We start from the raw sequence: 23145 nt of genomic DNA, 5'->3' as shown, positions 1-23145 counted from the left end.
CGAGGTAACAATCGGCACGAAAGCCAATCGCGATGTGCGACGGACCGCACGTCTTGAAGCTGCAACGGAGCTGCTTTAGGGCATTCCTGATTGCACAGCACTGGCGTGTTGTGACAGATAGCGGCCTTATTATATTAAGACTTTGTCACCTTCCCGTGATTCGCGGCGTCGAATCACGGGGCCAACTCCCCACAGGACGGGGGCGAGGATTTTTATCGATGATTGATCTCAACTGTCTCCGTGCGGTCGTCCACTGCAATGACGCCCAGTTAGGTAGGTTCGCCTTCGACCGACCGCGGTGCACGGAACAGAAGCCGGGTTAGGCCGAGTTCAACTCATCTCGTTTGTTTTTCCTCTTCGCCAGCAAGACCGAGCTGGCAACGCTCGTCCCGATCGCGACGAGCCGCCTATTTTATCATTTTGTTTTTGGGATTCCCCGATGAGCTTTCGACGTCTTGGTTCTCGTGTCAAGAAATCATCCAGTCGGCAACGCGTCAACAAGCGTCAGCAGTCACGACATAACCTGCTGCAGAAGCTGGAAGATCGTCGCATGTTGGCCGGCCCCGAATTGATCGCGATTCGTCCCGATTCGGGTGCGTTGCTGTTTGACGGCGACACGCTGAATGTCGCACCGCGAGAGTTCAATCTGCTGTTCAAGGGCGGGGCGGACATCGACGAAGCCTCGATCACCAGCGACAGCATCAAACTGGTTCGTAGCGGTGGCGATGGTTCGTTTACCGAAGGCAACGAAGTTGACGTCGCGCTCGGGTACCTGGGATTGGTCAACCCCGGCAGTACCGACGCATCGGACTTGCAGCAGATCGTCTTCCGGACGGCCAGCCAAGCGACACACAATGCTCAAGACCCCGCGTATTCGTTTCCCGACGACACCTATCAGATCCAAATCCTTGGCACCGGAACCGGTCCACTAACCAATCGGACCGGTGAAGCGTTTACCGACGGAACCGATTTTACGCGGACTTTCCGTTTGGACTTGGGATCGCAAGTCATCTCGGTCATTCCCCAGCCGATCACTCAGAGTCCCTACACGCAAGCACTTGATGAAGTGGTTGTGTACTTTGACAACCAAGTCCTCGAGCCTTCCCAAGTCGAAGACCCCGCATACTATCGACTGGTCAATACCGCCGAATCACTTGATGCGTCGGACGATTTGACGACGTTGCCGCAAACGGTGACCTACAACGCCGCCGAAAACAGCGTGTTGTTGAAGTTCGCCAATGATATCCCCGAAGGGACCTATCGGCTGGACATCGGCCAGAGCGGTGGGGATGACGCCACGCTCGAATCGGCGTTGAAGATCGGCACGATCCTGGACAATACACCGTTTGACGGAAGCGGGTTCTTGGGCGACGCCAACGGGGTTTCGGACGACGCCACCGACATCGATCTGTATTCGATGCAGATCAATGCGGGTTCGATGCTGTTCGCATCGACGACATCCAACTCGACCGTCTCGTCTGTCCGTGCGCGACTACTTGATGGTTCCGGAGCCGAACTCGCCGATGTGACGGTTGCGGCCGGTGCGTCAATTCTCTCCGGTGTTCCGATCAGCATGACCGGCGAGTACTTCCTGGAGCTTTCTTCGGGCGACGGCTCGACCGGGATGTACGGATTGAACGTCAGCGTGACGGGAAGTCCACTTTCGACCGATGACGATAATTCATCGTTCAACACGGCGACGACAATCGGAAACCTTGCCGGTTCGACGGTCAGGATCACCTCGGATATCCGTCCCCAATCGATCCCGTTGCCACCACGTGCCGGTAGTGAGGACGAGCCCGGGCACCGCGAGATTCAACGTGAAACGCACACCGGTCTCACCGGTACGACGCCGACCCTTCCTGCCCCGGTCCAAGTCGTCAACTATTACTTCCCCGATACCCTGGGAACCAACACATCGGGAAGTCCCTATCAGAACTTAATCACGGAAAAGGAAAAGCAGATCGTCCGCGAGATCTTCGAGATCTATGCGGAGATTTCAGGCTACGAGTTTGTCGAATCATCGGCGACCGCCCCAGGTGGTGACCAACTGATGATCGGTAAAGGCGACATGCGTTCGGTCGATCCGACGCTCTCCCCTGGCTCGGTCGCGGGTTTGGCTAGCGGTGCGTTTTCGGTTCTCGATGGATCGGTCTTCGATGATTCGAATCGCTTCTTCGGCGATGGCTTTACCGAGACAATGTTCCACGAGATCGGCCACTCCCTGGGGCTGGGACACTCGTACGACATCCCGTCCAACCAAGGTGTCGGCGTACCGAACGATGTGCTGCCGGGGGACCACGACGTCGTTCACTTGCAGCGGATTGCTCCGCCGAACTCGACCGACATCGACATGTACGAGTTCACACTTGAAGAGCCGGGACGATTCCGCGCCGAAACCATCGCCGAACGTCGGGCCACCCCAAGCTTGCTTGACACCGCACTGACGCTGTACCGTGAAGTCGACGGCGAGTATGAATTGGTAGCACAGAACGACCAGTATTTCGGTGCCGACTCGTTTATCGATCTGCATCTCGAACCGGGTCACTATTTCGTCGGTGTAACGAGCACGGGGAACACCCAATACGATCCACGGATTGCGGATTCAGGATACAACGGCTCGACCGATGGAATCTACGATCTTCAGCTAAGCTTTGATGCCGAGCGTGATGGGGCCTTAACCGATGCCGATGGCACCGCGATCGACGGTGACGCCGATGGCACGCCTGGCGGAGTCTATTCGTTCTGGTTCCAAGCATCCGATCTCGACACGACGATCTACGTCAGCAAACGTTCCGATACGACCAACGGTCCCGAAGGCGCCGGCACGCTTGCCAACCCGTACGACGAGATCGATTGGGCATTCGAGAAAGCAGGTAATCGGATCGTCGTTCCGCTCGACGCCGCGTCCTCAATCTCCGACGGTGAAAACTTCACGATTGATGACGGTATCAACACCACCACATTTACCTTTGGGTTAGGCGGTAGCGATCCGATCGACATCACCGCCGCGACGTCTCCTGCTGATGTTGCCGCAGCGATCGAAGCGTCAATCAACAACGCGATCGCAGGCGGCCGATTGACCGGTGCGGTGAGCGCAACCGTCGTCGGCCGGACGATTGAATTTACCGGGATCAATAATCTCGACATCGGCGGTTCGGACACGCTATTGCGGACGCCGAATATCGTTCAAGTGCTTGCCGATTCGGGAGTCGATGGCAATGTCGACACGCTCGGTGACAACCGTCCTTATTTGGTCGGATTCGACACCGAAAGTAACGCCTTGGCTGACGGCGGCGAATTCCTCGTCCCGCAAGGTGTCACGGCGATGGTCCAAGCCGGTGCCCTGTTCAAAATGCGCAAGGCGAACCTTGACGCAGGTTCCTTCGGAACCCGCAGTATCAATCGCAGCCATGGCGCGATCCAAGTCTTGGGTACCCCGACGCGGTCGGTATTCATGCGATCGCTTCACAACGACACCGTCGGCGGCGACTCCGACGGCGTTGGCCCGGCGGCACAGTCGGGCGACTTCGGCGGGATTGTCTTCCGCGACGATTCCGATCTGGAAGACATCGGCGTGTTCTTGAACTATGTCAATCATGCCGACATCAACAACGGCGGTGGCAAAGTCTTCGTCGACGCGAACGAGTTACTGTTCACACCGATCTACATCCAAGACGCGCGTCCGACCGTTTCCTTTAACTACATTTCGTCAAGCAACGGTGCCGCACTTTCGGCCAGTCCTGACTCGTTTGACGATTCACTCGACCGAATCGGTCCTGATATCGCGGGGAACTACCTGGACGGAAACGTCATCGACGCGTTGTTCGTACGCGTCGTAACGCCGCTCGGCGGGACGATTGACAAGTTGGATGTCAGTGGACGTTTTGATGACACCGACATTCCTCACCTGTTGACCGAAAACCTGATCATCAACGGTGCCGCCGGTGGTCCGACCCTCGACGGCGGCGTGCTCACGGCGCGTACGGCCGGACGACTGATGATCGATCCCGGTGTCGTCGTCAAAATGGACGGGGCGCGGATCGAAGTCGAGCGTGGTGCGGGAACGTTGATCGCCGAAGGTACGATCAACCGACCGGTCATCTTCACCTCGATCGCCGATGATCGATTCGGTGGTAGCGGTTCATTCAACACCGAGCCTGCCGGGTTCACATCGCCAACCCCCGGTGACTGGGGTGGTTTGTACTTCGGCCAAGCGACCTTGGGCAGCATCGACAACTCCTACATTGCTTACGCCGGAGGTGCCTCACCGGTCGAGGGTGGTTCGGCGACCTTCAACGCGATCGAAATCCACCAGTCTGACGTTCGTGTTGCCAACACAACGTTACAAAACAATGCCAGCGGGAACGCGAGCCGCAACAACACCACCGGTCGCGGTGCCAATGCCGCCTCGGTGATCTATGTTCGGGGCGCTCAACCGATCCTGGTCAACAATGAAATTTACGACAATGCGGGCGCGGCGATCTTCGCGAACGCCAACTCGCTGAACTTCGATAACCTTGTCGACCGCGGACGATCGACGGGTGCGGCGGATGCGTTCACACAGATCTCGGGCAACCAAGGTCCGTTGGTTCGATTGAACCGTCTGGAAAATAACGACATCAACGGTTTGCTCGTCCGTGGTGAAGTCCTCACGACCGAGTCGGTTTGGGACGACACCGACATGGTCCATGTGGTCAGCGGCGAAGTCATCGTTGAAAACTTCCACACCTACGGCGGACTGAAGTTGCTCAGCAGTAACTCAGAAAGCTTGGTGATCAAGTTCGCCGACGCCAACAGTGGCTTCACCGCGTCGGGATCCGGCGCCGAGATCGATGATCGTATCGGAGGCACCATCCAAGTCCTCGGTTTGCCCGGCAAGCCGGTCGTGATGACGTCGCTCTCAGACGATTCCATCGGCGTCGGTTTCACGCCGTCTGGCGAGATTAACTTCAACACGAACAATTCCGCGGGAATCACCTCGGGAACGGCCGGTGATTGGCGCGGATTGCTCTTCGAAGAATTCAGCAACGACCGCAATGTGTCGGTCGTACGCGAAGCCGAAAACCCGGTCACCAATGGCACCGATGTCAACAATCGTCCCCTGACGGCGCAAGATCTAGGGACACTCGCACCGAACGAAAAGAGCGGCGACGAAAATCGCCGATTGGGCTTCGAAGTCAGTGGATTCATCAGTCCGTCCGACGCCGATGATGTCGATGTCTACCAATTCGAAGGAACCGCAGGAACCGAAATCTGGATCGACATCGATCGTACGAGTACTGCATTGGATGCGATCGTAGAAGTCGTCAACGCATCCGGAACGGTCTTGGCCCGTTCGATTCGATCGGGTGAAAATTTGGCCGACGAATTGTTTGACGCCACGCTGACCAAAAACCCATTGCTCGGTGGCGACCACTATACCCAGAACTTCCGCGACCCCGGCTTCAGGTACACGTTACCGGGCACACCGGGCACGACCGGAACCTACTTTGTCCGAGTACGAAGTAATCCGACCAGTTCGTCGGACATTCGATCGTTGGCCGGCGATAGCCGCGGCCAGTATCAGTTGCAAATTCGTTTGCGTCAGGTTCAGGAATTCCCCGGATCGACCGTCCGCTACTCGGACATCCGGTTCGCGAACACTGCGATTGACGTTCGCGGTTTGCCCGCCCATAGTCCGATCATTGCGGAAGCCGGCGAGACTTCCGGCGAGAGCTTCGGTGGCGCACAGCAATTGGTCAACCTGCTCGAAACCGATATGGCAGCGATCGGATTGTCGGGCTCAATCTCGGCCCCGACCGATGCCGACTGGTATCAGTTCGAACTGACGCAAACCGGAATTCAAGTGATCCCGGGTGTCAACGATGGTGCCGGTACGATCGCAGTCGTCTTTGACATCGACTACGCCGATGGCGCCGTACGTGCCGACACAACGGTTGCCGTCTACGACGAAGATCAAAACCTAATCTTTGTCGGTCGCGAAGGCGACATCGAAGACGACCAACAAAGCAGCCTGCAAAGCCAGGATCTCAGCCGCGGTTCGCTCGGTGACAAAGATCCTTATATCGGCCCGATCCATCTCACGCCGGGCACGGAGTCTTCGCCGAAGCGTTTCTATGTTGCCGTCATGAGCAACGACCAACAACCGTCAGCGCTCAACGGTATCTTCCAAGCCTCGCCCAGTAATGCCGGTAACCAGTTGGTTCGATTGGAACCGAATAACTCGGTCGAACGGATCATCGAAGACCACCTCGGATTCCAAGGCTATGTCTCTGGTTCTCCGGCCGGTGCGGCTCAAATCAACCCACGTCAAACGGACGGATTGTTTGACGTCTCTTCGCAAAATGCGGTCGAACAATATGTCAAACCGTTCACGTTGCAAGACGTCGGTTTGTATGTCGCAACGGACCAACCCGAAGACAACAACAACTTTGGGGATGACGATTACCTTTACACCGTCGACGCGTACCAAAACAGCCGCTGGTTGACCCGGGTAACCGCCCAGGGAACAACCAACGATAATTTGGTCAACGGGGTCGACGACATCCAAGACGTGGTCGTAAGAAGCGACGGGCGGATGTACGGCTATCAGCGGCTCAACGGCGATGGTGCCAACGTCGGTGCGTTGGTCGAAATCGATCCGACGACCGGTGCGACCACACTCGTTCGCGCCGACGGGATTGCCGGACAAAATCCGACGCCCAACACTTCGGTTTACTCAAACCAAGTTCTCAACGATTTCGGGCGGACGCGTGGGGCGGATCAATTCACCACTTCCGATGACGTCGACGCGTTGACCTTCCGCCGATTGCGTGACACCGGTGGCGCGAATCCTACTCCCGAATACGACCTCTGGTATGTCGTCCGCGAATCGGATGCCGCTTCGAAACTCTACCGTGCGACTTCAGATGGTGACGCAACGCTACGCCGATCGACGACGCCAGATCCCGGCGGGGCAATCATCAACAACTATGGAATCATCGGCGACATCCAGCGTTCGGATGTCACCTATGAAACCCACACGTTGTACTTCGCCGATCCGGGCAATCCGACCAACCGCACCGAAGTTCGTGTGCGATCCAAAATCGCCGGTGAAGCGGGTCAATTCACGCTCAATATTAACCGGACCGGTGGCAACACCAACGCCGATGTCACCGGCGTGAATTTCAACACCAACACGATCAACATCAACATCGGTATCAATAATGGTACCGGTGCAACGGCACAAACCGTCGTTGACGAGTTGAACAATGACGTAGACTCCAACCAACTCGTCACCGCCGTGATTATGCGCGGCAATGCGAATAATCGTGGCGACGGGAACGGCGGAACCGCCGGCGATATCATCTCCGAAACGATCGACATCGTTGGTAGTGACGGAAGTTCCGGCGGTCCCCTGGAAGGTCGTGTTACAGGTGTGGCGTTTGCCGACTGGTATGGTACGGGCAACCTATTCGGCGTGACCGACGCAGGTGAGTTCCTCGAGATTGATCCATCCGATGCGACCTTGGTTAACGTCGTCAACGCGGCAGACACCATCGGCGTCGATGGATTAAGTTTTGAAGGTCTTTCACTCGGCCCCCAAAACGTCGAAGGCGGAATTTACAAGAACACGCTGTTCGCCGTTACCGACCAAGGGGAAATCGTTGCCTTCGATACCGACGGCAATGGTTTCTTCGCGTTCAGCACCGGAGACTCGGCACAGATCGTTCGCACCGACGCCGGCGATACCGATGGGGTCTTTACCCTGACGACCGATGCGGCCGGTACGGGACGTCATACGACACGACCGATCGCGGTCGATGCCCCCGGTCGGGTGAGCATCAACGAGATGCAAACGATCGACGTCGTCGGCGCTGGGTTCGGCGGTACGTTTACGCTCTCGTTCGTTGACGATATCCAAGCGATCTCGAGTCCTTCCCAGCCGATTACTTCGGGTGCCGACTCCTTCATCTTCGTCGAAGACGTGTCGGAGTTCCCGGCGAGCGGTGAATTCGTGATTCAGATCAATGACGAGCAGATGCGAGTCACTTCGGTCACGACACTCGGATTCAATGTGGTCCGAGGCCACAACGGAACCACCGCGACCACTCATCCCGATACGGCGACGATCTTCGAAGTCGTCGATTCACCGTTGCTCAGCGCCGTCTCGACTCCGGTGACGAAGACGACAACGACCGATATCGATAGCACGCCTGGGACGGGGACGTTCGACATCGACAGCAATCTCGGGCTGCCCTCAACCCCATTCTTGATTCGTGTTGACGACGAAGAAATGCGGGTGACGAACATCGTCGGTACCCAACTGACCGTGGAACGTGGCGTCAATGGCACCGATGTCGAAGCACACAGCAACGGTGCTTCGCTGTTTGTCGTCGACGATGTCATCCAAGTCGTTGACCCATTGCCATTCCCGACAACCGGCGGGTTTAACATCCGCGTCGGTGCGGAAGAAATGGAAGTCGTTTCGGTCTCCGGCAACGATTTCACTGTCCGACGAGCGATCAACGGAACCGTCGAGGATTCTCACAACATCTTCACGACGGTTAATAAAGTCGAAACAACCGACCCACTGGACTACAACGCGACGACGGTCGAGATCGATACCGCGCTTGAAGACCTAGCTTCGATCGGTGCCGGAAACGTAATCGTCACCGGCGGGCCCCTGACCGGTTTGCCCACCTCGGCTTCGATCACCGTGGAATTTGTCAACGATCTCGCTGCGAAAAACCTGCAACCACTGTGGGGAAGTTCCACCGACTTGATCGGTGACGAGATCCAATCCATTTCGACCGCCGATGGCGTCTACACCGGCGATTTCCAACTGCGATTCGGTGGCGAGACAACTGCGGCGACCATACCTTTCGACGCGACCCCTGCCGACATCGAAGCGGCATTGCTAAGCCTTAGTTCGATCGGTACCGGTGATGTGGTCGTCTTTGGAGCTGGCGCGGATCTGACAGAAGGCCCGATCTTCGTTCAATTCACCGGTAACTTGGCGGACCGCAATGTCGCCTTGATAACGGTCGAGAACGACACGATGTTGAACACCGAGATCCAAGAGATCTTGATCCAAGGCAACCCCGATGGTGGGACCTTTGACATTGAGTTTAACGGCCCTGCCGCGAACAATCTTACCGGAGCGGTGGTGGTCGATTTCGACTTCACCGCCGCCCAAATTCTCACCGCCATCGAGGCGCAATTCCCAGCACTTGCGGGTAGTTTCGATGTCACCACGAACTACAAGGCCAACGGCTCTCTCAATCGTGTTCGAATCGAGTTTATCGACCAATTGGCTGGGGTCGATGTCGACGACCTGACGGTGACGAACAACCTAACCGACAGCACCGCCCTGTCCGTGATGGGAGAAACGATCAGGGACTTCCGGTTGGTCTCAAACACCATTTCGATCAATGAGGTTCGCCAAGGATCCACGGTCGATGTGTCGACGCTCACCGAAGCTGACGGTGTCATCAGTGTCCTCGACGCCTTGCTCGAACTTCCCGACTTCAATCCCGGTGATATCACCGCGGCGGGCGTCTTGCCATCGCCGGCAAATGGGGTTTCGTTGATCTTCGGTGGTGCTTATACGGGTGTTGATGTCCCGCTGCTGCAGCCCAACAACTCGCTCAATGATCCCACCTCGACGGCCAACGTCTTTCTACAAGCGGCGGCAGGATCCGGTGACGCGAACAGTTTCTTGATTCAATCCAGCGGGATGCTGGAAAGCGGCTCGGCACCGATCGGAATCGCATTCTCGCCATTGGACTTTAACCTTTGGCACCCGACGACCCGTCGCGGGACCGACGCCGGGCACGGTGTGAACGCCGCTCCCGATGACACCCGACTTTATACCGACCTTGACCGAGTCTACGACACCGGCGAAAGCCAACGTGTGTTCGACGAAGGCGACGGTGCGGTCAGCTGGCAGTTTGGTTTCGAACAGTGGCAACAGAACCAAAACAATAACTCCGAGCAATACCTTCAGTACCTGCCCGGCGTGAACGCTCAGTTCGGGATTCTGACGACCGAGTTCCATTCCGACTTGAGCAGTAATCCTGCGATCGTCGACAACGGCAAAGGCACCTACAACTTCCCGGGCGGAGCCTTGGGAACGCTGACGACCAATTCGTTTGACTTGGTTGACACGGCCGCGACCGATCGCCCAACCCTGTACTTCAATTACTTCCTGGAGACCGAAAACCACGGCGGATCGAACCTCGACAGCGATCGCAACGATCCGTTCCGCGACAGCGCTCGCGTGTTTATCTCTCCCGACGGCGGTGTGACGTGGGAATTGGTGGCGACGAACAGTTCGCAACTTAGCAATCCGAACCCGAACAATGGTCCGGGAACCGCCGAATTGCCGGGCTTCCTTTCACACTTGTCCGACGCCGGCCTTAATAGTGCTCGTCCGCAATCGGAAGATCGTCAGATCGTTCAAGAGCTGTTCGATAACACAGGCACCTGGCGTCAGGCACGCGTCGACTTGTCGAAATACGCCGGGATGACCGGTTTGATGATGCGAGTCGACTTCAGTACCGCCGGCTCGATGAACGATTCTTCGATCGTACGAATTGACGGCCAAGTCAATCCGAACAACGTTGCCGATGCGGCCCCCTATGGTGAGTTCGCTGCGAACGCGAACAATCGTCGTTCGATCCGCAGTACCGACAACTTGTTCGAAGGTTTCTACCTTGACGACATCATCATCGGATACGCGGAACGCGGTGAGATGATCACGGGAACCAACGCCGATGCGAACTTGACCGACCTGCAGTCGACCGCGAGAACGCAAGACCTAGACGGCATGGCCTTCCCCGACATTGTCACGGGGGCTTATCAGCTCGAGATCCGTCGCACCGGTGAATTCGCGGTGCTAGCGCCGGAAACTCCGGTCGTCGCACAATTGTTTGACACCAATGACCGCCACATCCTCGAAGGCGATGAGACGGCAACAGTCACATTCGAACCCTCGACGTTTGTGCCACCATTGAATTCGGTTCCGGGAACACAACCGTGGGCGGTCACCTCGACCAACCCCAGTACCGGTACGCAAAGTCTCGAATCGCCCACGATGACTTTTGATACCGCGACCTTCGAAGCCACATTGGCGGACCTCGGTTCGTCGCAAACAGAAGCCGGCGTTATCGAGTTCTCGTATAACGTCAGCAGCACGCTGGATGAGTATGGTCTTCGTTTCCTAATCGACGGCGTCCCTCAGTCGCTGTCGCTCATCACCGGGGAAACCCCGGTCGGTGATAGCACGCTTGCGTCAGGCGAAACCGGCTACCGAACAGTCCAGTTCGCGTTCGGACTTGGCGATCATACCTTCACCTGGGTTTACGACGGTGAAGGAAGCGGTACCGCGCCGATCGAAGGTCAGCACAAGGCCTTTATCGATAACATTCGGCTGATCCAAGGGGCGACTGGTTTGCTTGCCGATCGCAACCGTGAACGTCCGCAAGGTGTCCTAGTTTTGGATGCCAACCGAATCACCGATGCGGCGAACGTCGGCATTAACATTCAAGCCGGTGCGGCGGAAGCCCCTGGCGTTCCACACGCCGGTTCACTGATTAACTTCCCGCAACTCAATGCGGATCGTTATATCCCCGGTGTCGTCGTCCAGAACAACGTCATCGCAGGATCCTCTGCTATTCGCTTCGCCGGCGAAGCGAACAGCAGTGCAAACCGAACGGTTTCGTTCGGTCGAATCCTCAACAACACGTTGGTCGGGGAAAACCAAAGTGGCACCGGCATCGAGATCGTCGGTCAGGCTAGCCCGACCGTGATGAATAATTTGATCGCCGACTTTGGTACCGGCGTCATCGATGGCGGAATTGGATCGATCATCCGGTCGAACTACTACCAAGAAAATGCGGGCAACGGCGCAACGGGTATTTCACCGATCGTCGGCACCAACGGTGATCCGCTCTTCGTCGATGCTGCTAATCGAAACTTCTATCTCGTCAACGGCAATCAAGCGATCGACAATGCTCAAATTACCGAGCAAGATCGATTCGACTTCTTGAACTTCAAGACCGAACTTGGCATCCCGGCGTCGCCGATCTTGGCTCCCGACCGTGATCAATTTGGTCAACTGCGTATCGAGCCCGATTCGTCACCGGTCGCCGACCGCGGTGCGATCGAAAATCAAGACGTTGATGCTCCTTACGCGACGTTGCTCAATCCGATCGACAACGACGCCAATGACTTGGACCCAAGCCCGACGGTGGTCATGGTCAATGACCCGCTGCTGGACAACTTCACGATTCTGCTCGGCGACGGTCGCGGGCCGAACTCGCCATTCGAAGGGACCGGCATCAATGGCTTGACGGTCGACGACCCGAACGATGCGACGATCTCGGCTCAAGCGGTTCGTGTCGAACAGGATGGCCAACTGCTGGTTCAAGATGTGGACTACCTGCTCGCTTACAACCAAACCAGCGGTGTCTTGCGTCTGACCCCACTGTCGACGCTTTGGGAACCGGCGAGCATCTACACCATTCGGCTCGACAACTCGTTGATCTCCGACCGTGCGGGGAACAAGCTCCGATCGAATCAGGTTAACGGCGAAACCCGATTCACCATCATCATTCCTCCGGTCGAAATCGACTTTGGTGACGCGCCTGACAGCTACGGAACGTTGCTCGCCAGCAATGGTGCTCGGCACACGATCAGCGACAGTCGCACCCCGCGTCTGGGAGTTGAAATTGATGGCGAACCGAACGGTGTGCCTTCATTCGACGCGATGGCGGATGACTTCAGTGGTGACTTTGATGACGAAGACGGTTTCAACGTCGGAACGTTCTTTGGAATGGCTGCGACCGATGGGTTGTTCCTCGCATCATCGGCATCTAACCCGACAAGTAACCCAGCCGATGTCGTCGGTTTTTTGAATCCGAACGACCCGGCCGGCACCGTCCTCTCGTTTGATGTCGTCGGCGATGGCGTGCTTGATGCCTGGATCGACTTCAATGCCGATGGTGACTTCAACGACTTCGGTGAAAAAGTGATCGATGGTTTGGCCGTGACCGACGGCAGCAACCAAACGCGAATTGTCACGCCGAACACCGCGGCCCGCGGATTGACGTACGCTCGCTTTCGAATCTCTGACAACGGTGTCTCCGACCCTGACGGGATCGGCATCGGCGGTGAGGTCGAGGACTACCAAGTCCGTGTCTTGGATGTCGACGCGACTGACGCTCGGGACGACGACTTCTACACCGTCTTGGAAGACCATGTTCTGACGGTCGACGGCAGCAACTTCAGTGGCTTGATCGACAACGATGTGCTGCCGAACGTGGAATTCATTCAGCCCCGTGTCGTTGTCAACGGCACCCTGGTTGCCGGGACGACCGACACCTACCGCACCGCGAACGGTCAAGTCCGAATCGATGATGCCGCGGCAGGCCTGTTCACCTACACGCCTGACACGGACTTCGAAGGCATCGATACATTCGAATATGCCGTCAGCACGCAGCGAAACGAAGGTCCCGAGTTCCTGGCGACCGCCGACTTCGCCACCGTATCCATCGAAGTCCTGCACTACAACGCACCTCCGGTCTTTGACATTCCGGCAACGTTGGAGCTGAATGAAGATGATCCGGACAGCTGGACGATCGACCCGTTCTTCATGAACGTGGCCGGCGGAGACCCGATGTTCGGCAATGACGAAGGCATGGAGAATGTCACGTTCAGCATTGTCGAACTGACCTCCGATCCGGCTGGCCTGATGACTCAGTTGCCCGTCGTGACCGATAACTCGGCGATCCAATTCTTCCCTGCCGCCGATCAACACGGCACCGTGGTTTACGAAATCACGGCCACCGATGACGGTAGCCCGATTGAATCGACGACGAAGTTGCTGACCGTTTCGATTCGCCCGATCAACGATCCGCCGCGGATCGATCCGAACCTTGTCAACACCGGCGAAGTCAACGACGCCGATGACGCGTGGTCGGTCGACGCGAATGGGTTCATCACCTACACCTTGCGTGAAGACAACACGCCGGCGATCGGCCAACCGCAAGAGGAGTACTTTATTCCGCTCAGTCGTGATCCTTCCGTCGTCGGATACAACCCCATTGGCATCTTGGATGTCTTTACCGTTGGCCCTCCGAACGAAGCGGATCCGACCACCGTCGGTGGCAACCAAACCCTGTCGCTTGACAGCGTGCCGACGCAAACCAGCCTCGGCGGAACGTTAAGAATGGGCACCAACGGCGATGGCATCGTCGGTTTGTTCTATACGCCGCTAAAGGACTACAACAACCAAATCGGTGCGTTCGACGAATTCACCTACACCGTGATCGATGACGGTCAAAGCTGGATCAACGGCGGCTTGGTGGACGATCCGAAAACGGCAATCAACGTCGTTCGGTTTAACCTGAACCCGGTCAACGATCGCCCTGAGTTCGAGATCAACCTGCCACCGGCGAATCCAAGCGATCCGTTCGGTCCGCGTGAAACGATCGAAACACTCGAAGACGCCGCGCCGACGCTGATCAATAACTTTGTCTTCAACGTTGCGGCCGGTTCGACCACCAGCGCACTCGACGAAACCAATCCGGTTTCGGGCCAATCGACGACGTTCAGCATCAACCCGCTAAGCTTTGCGGCCGGACAGGGAAGCGAGTTCTTCAGCTTGTACCCGACGATCAGCCCGGAAGGCATTTTCGAGTTCCAAGCGGCCCCGAACGTCTTCGGCAGCTTTGACTTTGAAATCGTATTGACCGACGATGGGCCCAGCGACGCCAGCCGTGGTGACCTGACGACATCGATCGCTCGAACGATCACCATTGATGTGCTGCCGATCAACGACCCGCCGGTCGTTCGCCCCGACGCCGATCCGTTGGAATTCCGAATCGATGAGGACGGATCGGTCGAAATCATGGTCAACGGAACCGCTGGCAACCCAGGCTTGCTGGATGTCTTCTCCCCCGGACCGGACAACGAAAGCGAAAACATTGTCCCCGGTGGCAACCAGACGCTGTCGATGCGTGCCCCCATTCCGACCAGTTCGACCTTTGAAGGCACGATCGAAGAAATCCGTGAGAACGGCATCTTGGTCGGACTGCGTTACATGCCCAAAGAAGACTTCGTTGGCACCGACACGTTCACGTACACGGTGACCGATGACGGGGTGACGGTCGACTTCGGCACCGACGGTGTCGCTAAAGCTGACCCGCGTATTGCGACCAACACAGTCAAGATCGTCGTCGATCCGCTTAATGACATGCCTCAGTACAGCGGCCCCGCAAATGTGGTCGTCGACGAAGATGCCGGCACGGTCAGCATTTCCAGCTGGGCAAACAACGTCCTCGCCGGACCACCATCGGCCCTGGACGAATTGGAAACGCAAGACGTGTTCTTCACCATCACGCAGGTCGGTGGAACGCAAGGCATGTTTGCGAACGGACCGGTAGCCGTCATTGACCCCGTGACACGTTCGGCGACGTTGGATTTCGAAACGGCCCCCGATGCCAACGGATCGGCGATCTTCGAAGTCCAATTGACCGACGTTCCAGACGACGGAACCCCGTCGATGAGCACGGCGGTCCGGACCTTCACCGTCACCATCAACGCGGTTAACGATATCCCCACGTTTGATCGAGTCCCCGGAGTGATCACGGTCAACGAAGACAGCGCGCCGTACTCGGAAACCTGGGCGACAAATATTAGTCCCGGACCCGCCGATGAATCCAGTCAAACGGTTCGCTTCGAGGTCGTCACTCCGACCGACGCACAGGGACTGTTCCAGCAACTCCCGACCGTCGGCGACGATGGCGTACTGCGATTCTTGCCAGCGGCCAACGCCAACGGAATCGTTGACCTGACTGTCACCGCAATCGACTCGGCCGGGGCTTCTGCCGCACCGGTAATGCTACGAATCGAAATCACTCCGGAAAATGACATCCCTGTCGCCGTCGGTGATAACATCGCGACCGACGAGGACGCGTTGTTGACGATCCCCGAAGCTGACCTATTGGCCAACGATATCGATCCCGATATCAACAACCCCGACGATACCTTGTCGATCGTGTGGCCCGGCGGCCCACGTCTGTCGCTCAGCGGTGCCCGCGTGACCTTCAACAGCACCACTCGCGAACTGACCTACGATCCGTCGACGTCGTTCACGTTGCAGGCCCTGTCGGGATCCGAACAGGTCGTCGATTCGTTCACGTATCAAGTCGTCGACTCGGCGGGTGAGACGAGTAACGTCGTTACGGTTTCACTGACCGTTTCGGGAATCAACGATGCCCCCGTCGCACTCGATGATGCACCGACATTGAATCCCGACGGTCCGACGATCATCGAGATCCTTGACAACGACTCCGACATCGATGGCACACTCGATCCGTCGACGATCGAAATCACCTTGCAGCCAGCCTTTGGCTCGATCTCAATCGACGACGAAGGTGTCGTGACCTTCAATGCCTTTAGCAGCTTCGCCCAAGAAGATGTCTTCCGATATCGCATCCGAGACAACGATGGCGTCTTTAGTCAAGAAGCAACCGTCACCATCCAAGCCAACGCGGCACCGACGGTCCGCGATGACCAAGCGGCGGCGTTCTTGGATGAGTCGGTCGACATCAACGTCGTCGTCAATGACGAAGATCCCGATGCGGCCCCCGGGGCTCCCAACAATGGCTTGGACCTTCAGTCGATTCAAATCGTCACCGAACCGCTTAACGGCGAAGCCGTACCGCGTGGTGACGGAACGATTCGCTACATCCCGGCCGATGGGTTCCTGGGCATCGACACGTTCCAGTACACCATCACCGATTTGGAAGGTCGAACCAGTAGTCCTGCGACCGTTCGCGTTCAAGTATCCGGAAGCCGACTGCAGAATCCGGACCTCAACGCCGACGTCAACGACGACGGTAATATCTCGCCGATCGACGCGTTGCTTGTCATCAACCACTTGGCTCGTTCGGGTCAAGGAAGTGTGCCGGTAACCAATCAGGATGTAGGCCCGCCATACTACGACGTCAACGGTGACCAGTTGATCTCACCAGTCGATGCCTTGGCGGTTATCAACGAACTGGCACGTCGTCAGAGCAGCGGCGGATTCGGTGAAGGCGAAGCGACCACCGAGGAGTTGTTGGACGAAGCGATTGAAGCACCATTCGCGATGGACTTCATCGACCAATTTGTCACCGACGATGACGACGAAGATGATCGACTGAATGCTCTCGATGCGGCCTTTGGAGATCTTCTTTAAGCAACGGCATTGCCGGAAATCATCGACGCAACGATCCAACCGCCGTGCGAATCGCTCGGCGGTTGTGTTGTTTCGTTACGCATGACGGTCCCCCATAGGACACGTCATCCGAACCCTCTCGAATCGCTTGACGCGGTGTTCTCTTGCGATCATGGTTTTTGGAGAGCCCCAAGCACCACCAGAGGGATTCAGACCAAACTGATACAGCACCAGCGTGCTACAGAAAACTTGGGACATCTGGCTACTTGATCACACGGGGTTTTGTGATTCAAAGCAGGCTCTAAACGTCGACTTCGGCGTCTCCCGCCCGATCCATGATGAAACGAAACCGTGCGGAAGCATCTCGTCCCATCAGGTCACTGATCACGCGATCGGTTTCTAACTGATCGTCGACTTCGACACGCAGCAACTGGCGATTCGCAGGATCAAGGGTTGTTTCCCAAAGCACCTTCGGCATCATTTCACCAAGCCCTTTGAACCGCGTGATTTCGGGTTTGGCTCGGCCGTTATGTTCGGACAGGATCTCTTCACGGTGGGCATCATCTTTGGCCCAATGGGTCTCTTTTCCGATGTCGATTCGATACAACGGCGGGACGGCGATAAACAGTCGCCCGTCTGATATCAGTTGCGGCATGTGACGATAAAAGAATGTCAACAACAGCGTGGTGATATGGTGCCCATCGGAATCCGCATCGGCGAGCAGAATGATCCGACCATAGCGAAGCTGCGCGACATCTAATTTGGGTCCTATGCCACAACCGAGCGAAGCGACGACGTCTTGGATTTCTCGGTTGTCGAGAATCTTTTTCAAGGTGGCGCTTTCGGTATTGAGCACTTTTCCGCGAAGCGGCAAGATCGCTTGATAGTTTCGGTCGCGGCATTGCTTGGCAGTTCCACCCGCCGAGTCGCCTTCCACGATGATCAGTTCCGATTCCATCTTTCCACCGGAAACACAGTCGCTGAGTTTCCCAGGAAGCATCGTGCGTTTCGATCCGCCTTTTCGTGACACCGCTTCGGACGCCGCCCGTGATGCGGCACGGGCACGAGCCGCGGCGATAATCCGTGCGATGATGGCATCGGCAATCGATCGATTGCTATTCATCCATTGCTCGATCTCGCTGCGTACCGCGGATTCAACCAGACTGTGTGCTTCCGGATTGTTCAAGCGATCTTTGGTCTGCCCTTGAAACTGTGGTTCGCTGATAAAGATTGAAACGATCGCGACCATCCCTTCACGAATGTCTTCGTGCGTAATTTTCACGCCGCGGGGCGTCAAGTTATGGGTATCGATATAGTTTCGAACCGCCTTGTTTAGTCCGCCGCGATAACCGTTTTCGTGTGTCCCTCCGCTGCCGGTTGGAATTCCGTTGACGTAGCTGCGGACATGCTCATCGGTTGATTCGGTCCACTGCATCGCGACCTCCAAACGGATGTCATCATCGACCGAGTGGGTGAAAGGCGACTCGTGAATCGGTTTGGCTTTGCGTTCTTTCAGAACCGCGGCCAGATAATCGACGATGCCCTGCTCGTGCAGAAACGTCTCTTTGACGTTGTCAACTTCGTTATGAAAGACAACTTTGACACCACGATGCAGAAAACTAGCCGTCTCCAAACGAGCCCGGATCGTGGCCGCGTCGAACGTCGTCTTGGGAAAGATCTGCGGGTCGGGTGCGAAGCTGATCGACGTTCCGGTACCACGGACCGCCCCTTTAAGTTTCTGCAGCTTGCCTTGAGGCACCCCGCGTTCAAATTCCATTTTGTACTGAGCACCGTCGCGACGGACGATGGCAGTTAACGATTTACTGAGCGCGTTGACGACCGAAGCGCCGACGCCGTGCAGACCACCGGCGGTCTTGTAGTTCTGGCCTTCGAATTTCCCGCCCGCGTGCAGTACCGTGAGTACCATTTCCAACGCCGGCTTTTTCGTTTTGGGGTGCTTATCGACAGGGATGCCTCGACCGTTGTCAGAAACGGTCACCGACTGACCATCCTTGTGCAGCGTGACGGTGATCTCGCTCGCATGACCATTCATCGCCTCGTCGACCGAATTGTCGACGATTTCCCAAATCAAGTGATGCAGCCCGGCGCTACTGACACCACCGATGTACATGCCGGGACGCTTTCGGACCGGTTCGAGCCCTTCCAGAGCGACGATCGCTTCGGCGTTGTATTTCTTTGCCATGGATGTATGAGATACGATAAGGTTGTTTCGTGATAGAAAAGCGTCGGCTCAGGAGTCTTCGAACGGCTCGGGTGCGGCCGGGGGCGGAGAGAGAATCTTTGCGATTTTTCCGTTCTTTTGAATCTCAACGCCGCGACCGCCACGACTGGTCTTGCGATACTTGGCGGTGCTGATCGTCTTCTTCGCGCCGCGGTTGGTTTCAACCGTCAGTAAATCACGGTCTCCCGAACTGGCTTTAAAGCCCAATAATTCGTCATCCTTTGCCAACCGAATCAATGTCACACCTTTTCCCGGTCCGGAGAGGTAATTGACCTCTTCGCTGTCGCAGACGATCGCCCGGCATTGATTGGATACCGCCAAGATGACCTCGCTACCGCTGATCGCGATCACATCAACGATCGATGCGTCCGTTGCCACGCGGGCATAGCGGCGACCGCTGCGGGTTGACGGCTCGGCATACGGTGCGAGACCAAATCGCAACGCAAACCCGTTGGTCGATGCGGCGAGCGCATGGATCTCGGGACAGTAATCGGGATGCTTCGGGTCCTCGTGAATGTTGCCGCCGACGACGCGGGGATCAAATGACATCACGGACACGATTCGTTCGCCGTCTTTCATTTTGAACAGCTTTTGAATCGGTTCGCCAAATCCGGTCGATGCCGGCAGATCGATAAACCGCGTGGTGTAACAAACCCCCAGGGAAGAAAAGAACCCAATCGTCGCCCGAGTGTCACCGGCCAGGACCGCTAAAACTTCGTCCCCCTGACGGAGACGACTTTTGGACGGATCGGCGATTTGCTTTTGCCGTTTGACCCAACCATCGCGTGTCACCAGCACGTGGCAGTCTTCGGCGACGATAAAGTCTTCCTCGCTGTATTCGATTTCCGTTTCGTTGGAATCGATCGCCGACAGACGTCTCGACGTCTGGTCCTTGCCATACGTCGTGACCAACGATTCGATCTCTTCGCGAACGATTTTCCAGCGTCCAGAAGCGTTCGTATCCTGGGTGTCTTCACGCAGCAATTTGCGGATCTGCCGGGCGCGCTTGTTCTTGTCTTTTAACTCGTCCCGGATCAAGTTGATTTCCAATCGCGCCAACCGGTACAGTTTGAGTTCCAAAATCGCATCGGTTTGGTCTTCGTCGAGTCCGCCTTCTTCGGCCGGAAACCGCTTCATGATCTTTGTCGCGGCGTCCGCCTTACCATCGGAATTGCGGATAATCTTGATGATCTCATCGAGGGCATCGAAGATCAGTGCGAAACCTTCCAGGATGTGCAAGCGGCGTTCGAGTGCGGCGAGTTCGTTCTCGAGCCGACGCGTCACAACCTCAAGTCGGAAGTGCAGGAAGTGCCAAAGCATCTCCTTGAGCGACAGCCGCTCTGGCGTTCCGAGTTCGGGATTCTCGGTCGGCACCAAACAGGTCATGTTGACGCTGAAGTTCTTCTGCAAGTCGGTGTGCTTGTACAAGAACGCCAACACCTTGGATTCATCCGCGTCCTTCTTTAAGAACAGATCGATGCGAATTTCGTCGGTCGAGAGGTCACGAACTTCGGTCACCAGCGGGAGCTTGCCGTCAAAGACAAGCTCCGCCATCCGCTCGACCAGCAGGGCTTTGTTGACGCCATAGGGGATCGAATCGATTTGCAGAATACGGTTCGAGCGGGTCGACTGCTCGCCTTCCTTTGCCGTGCCTCGCAGTTTGATCGTGCCCTGACCGTTTTGGTAAATCTCCCGCAACTCCTCCTTGGTGTTGATGATCTGCCCGCCGGTGGGAAAATCAGGACCTTGGATCGCATCGTTGGCGACCAACTGATAGTCCTTGATCTCAGGGTCACGCAACAGTTTCAAAAGCGCCGCACAGATCTCTTTCAAGTTATGCGGGGGGATGTTCGTTGCCATCCCGACGGCGATCCCGGTGGTGCCGTTGAGCAACAAGTTCGGCAAACGGCTCGGCAGAACAACCGGCTCCTCTCGCGTCCCGTCATAGTTGGCTTTGAAGGGCACCGTTCGGGTGGCCAGATCGGCGAGGACCTCGCTGGCGATCGGCGTCATTCGACACTCGGTGTACCGCATCGCCGCGGCGTTGTCACCGTCGACGCTACCGAAGTTTCCGCTGCCGTCGATCAAGGGCATCCGCATCGAGAACGGTTGGGCCATCCGGACCAACGCTTCGTAAATCGAGCTGTCGCCGTGGGGGTGATAATTACCCATCACGTCGCCGACGACCTTGGCACATTTGCGGTGCTTGGCCGTCGCGCTGAGTCCCTGCTGGTGCATCGTGTACAGGGTTCGTCGCTGGACCGGTTTCAGCCCATCGCGAACATCGGGAAGCGCGCGGCTGGTGATGACCGAAAGCGAATAATTGAGATAGCGTTCCTGGGCGGCTTGGCGAAGCGGGATCGCTTGCAACAGCGACTCATCGACGGAATCAAAGAGTGACTTTCCGTTCTTGTTCGCCGATTTACGGGGACGTCGTTTTGCCACGAGGTTCGGGTCCTTTTCTCGCTCGAAGAGTCATCGATTAGTGGGGCCTTGCGATTGATCATCGGACACAGGTCTGGTCGTCGCTCGCGAACAAATTGCCAAAAACCAATGCCAGAAGACAGTCGTCAGCCTTCGGGGATCGACCAAGGTAGGCCAGCGGCATTAGTTTTTCTAGATAGGCGAGCGTGGTAAACCGTACCGATTGTGTCGTTTTGAAAGAAAGCGTCGATTTGTGCGAAAGCAACGCGTCTGGCGGTCGCTAGGGTGGTGCTCGATGAATCGGTCGGAACAGCGAATCGCGAACGTCTGCGGTGTCCCCCCACGACGGACCGAACTAGGACGTACGTGTCAGTCTCGATTGCCAGCGTTTGTGTCGCTTGCGGGCCCCATCACGGGTGTCAGGCAATGAATCGCCCGCAGTGAATCTTCGCATTGAATCGCCTGCACACCGATGGCCAGCGTCAACGAGGTGACGCAGGAGTCAGGCTTGAGGTCCCCAAGTATCCTCATTGCCAAGAACGGAATCTTTGGCTGAAACAACGGTTCGGAGGAACCAACGGATGAAACTGCAAATTAAAAACTACCTAGTCGCCTCCGTCGCCCTGGCCGCCGGCCTTACCGTGGCGACCCTCTCGGCCCCCGCCGAGGCTGACGAGGGCTACATCGTCAGCGCCGAAATTGTCAGCGACAGTGTGGCCACCAGCAGTGTGGCCGCCAGCAGTGTGGCCGCCCCCGCGGTCGCTCCGGCCAACTATGTCGGTGACATTTCCTACGAAGGCGACGTTGTCGGCGGATGTGCTTCGGGAACCTGTGGCAGCGGAGAATGTGCTTCCGGCAACTGCGGATCAGGAAGCTGCGCCGACGGATCATGCCTCGGTGGCCTCGGCCTCGGTCGTCGCAACAACGTCGCCGGCTGCCAGCCACGCAAGTACGATCGCTCCGACCTGTTTTACAACTACTACTCGCAAGGCAACTGCAACAGCGCCAACGCGCAGATGTACGTCTCGCCCCTGCCGGTGCCCCAGTTCGTTGGGAACACGTACTTCACGTACCAGCCGTTCTATCCGCACGAGATGATGTACAAGCACAAAGATCGTTACCACAACCACTACGATAACGGCCGCGGACTCAATCGCACCAAAGTCAAATACAGCTACCCGCCAGTTCGTACGGCTGTTGAAAACCTTTACTGGAACAAGTTGCGGTTGCCACGCTAGTTCGGGTCGCAATCGATCGACATTCACTTTCA

Annotated in this window: 4 protein-coding genes; 2 read left to right on the top strand and 2 right to left on the bottom strand. The window is 56.9% G+C overall.

Going from position 1 to position 23145, the window contains the following annotated elements; genetic code table 11:
* The first annotated feature begins 439 nt into the window (after positions 1-439).
* On the top strand, positions 440-17230 hold the full coding sequence (locus tag FYC48_RS18795; protein ID WP_149498333.1) for a tandem-95 repeat protein: 16791 nt from the start codon (positions 440-442) through the stop codon (positions 17228-17230).
* A gap of 280 nt (positions 17231-17510) precedes the next feature.
* Here the strand turns inward: FYC48_RS18795 and FYC48_RS18790 are convergent, their stop codons facing one another.
* Positions 17511-19412: a DNA gyrase/topoisomerase IV subunit B gene (locus tag FYC48_RS18790; protein ID WP_149498332.1), complete on the bottom strand. Its 1902-nt coding sequence runs from the start codon at positions 19410-19412 to the stop codon at positions 17511-17513.
* 48 nt (positions 19413-19460) lie between these two features.
* The gene (locus FYC48_RS18785) at positions 19461-21896 is read right to left on the bottom strand and encodes a DNA gyrase/topoisomerase IV subunit A (protein ID WP_149498331.1); all 2436 of its coding nucleotides are present in this window, start codon (positions 21894-21896) and stop codon (positions 19461-19463) included.
* Between the two features lie 560 nt (positions 21897-22456).
* On the opposite strand from FYC48_RS18785, the gene FYC48_RS28175 reads away from it, so the two are divergent.
* Positions 22457-23113 (top strand): hypothetical protein, encoded by a 657-nt coding sequence (locus FYC48_RS28175; protein ID WP_200836643.1) that lies wholly within the window; start codon positions 22457-22459, stop codon positions 23111-23113.
* Positions 23114-23145: the final 32 nt, after the last annotated feature.

This window comes from Roseiconus lacunae (assembly GCF_008312935.1).
GTDB classification, from domain to species: Bacteria; Planctomycetota; Planctomycetia; order Pirellulales; family Pirellulaceae; genus Stieleria; species Stieleria lacunae.
Note: the sequence above shows the minus strand (reverse complement) of the source record. Positions and strands in the feature narration are given on the sequence as shown.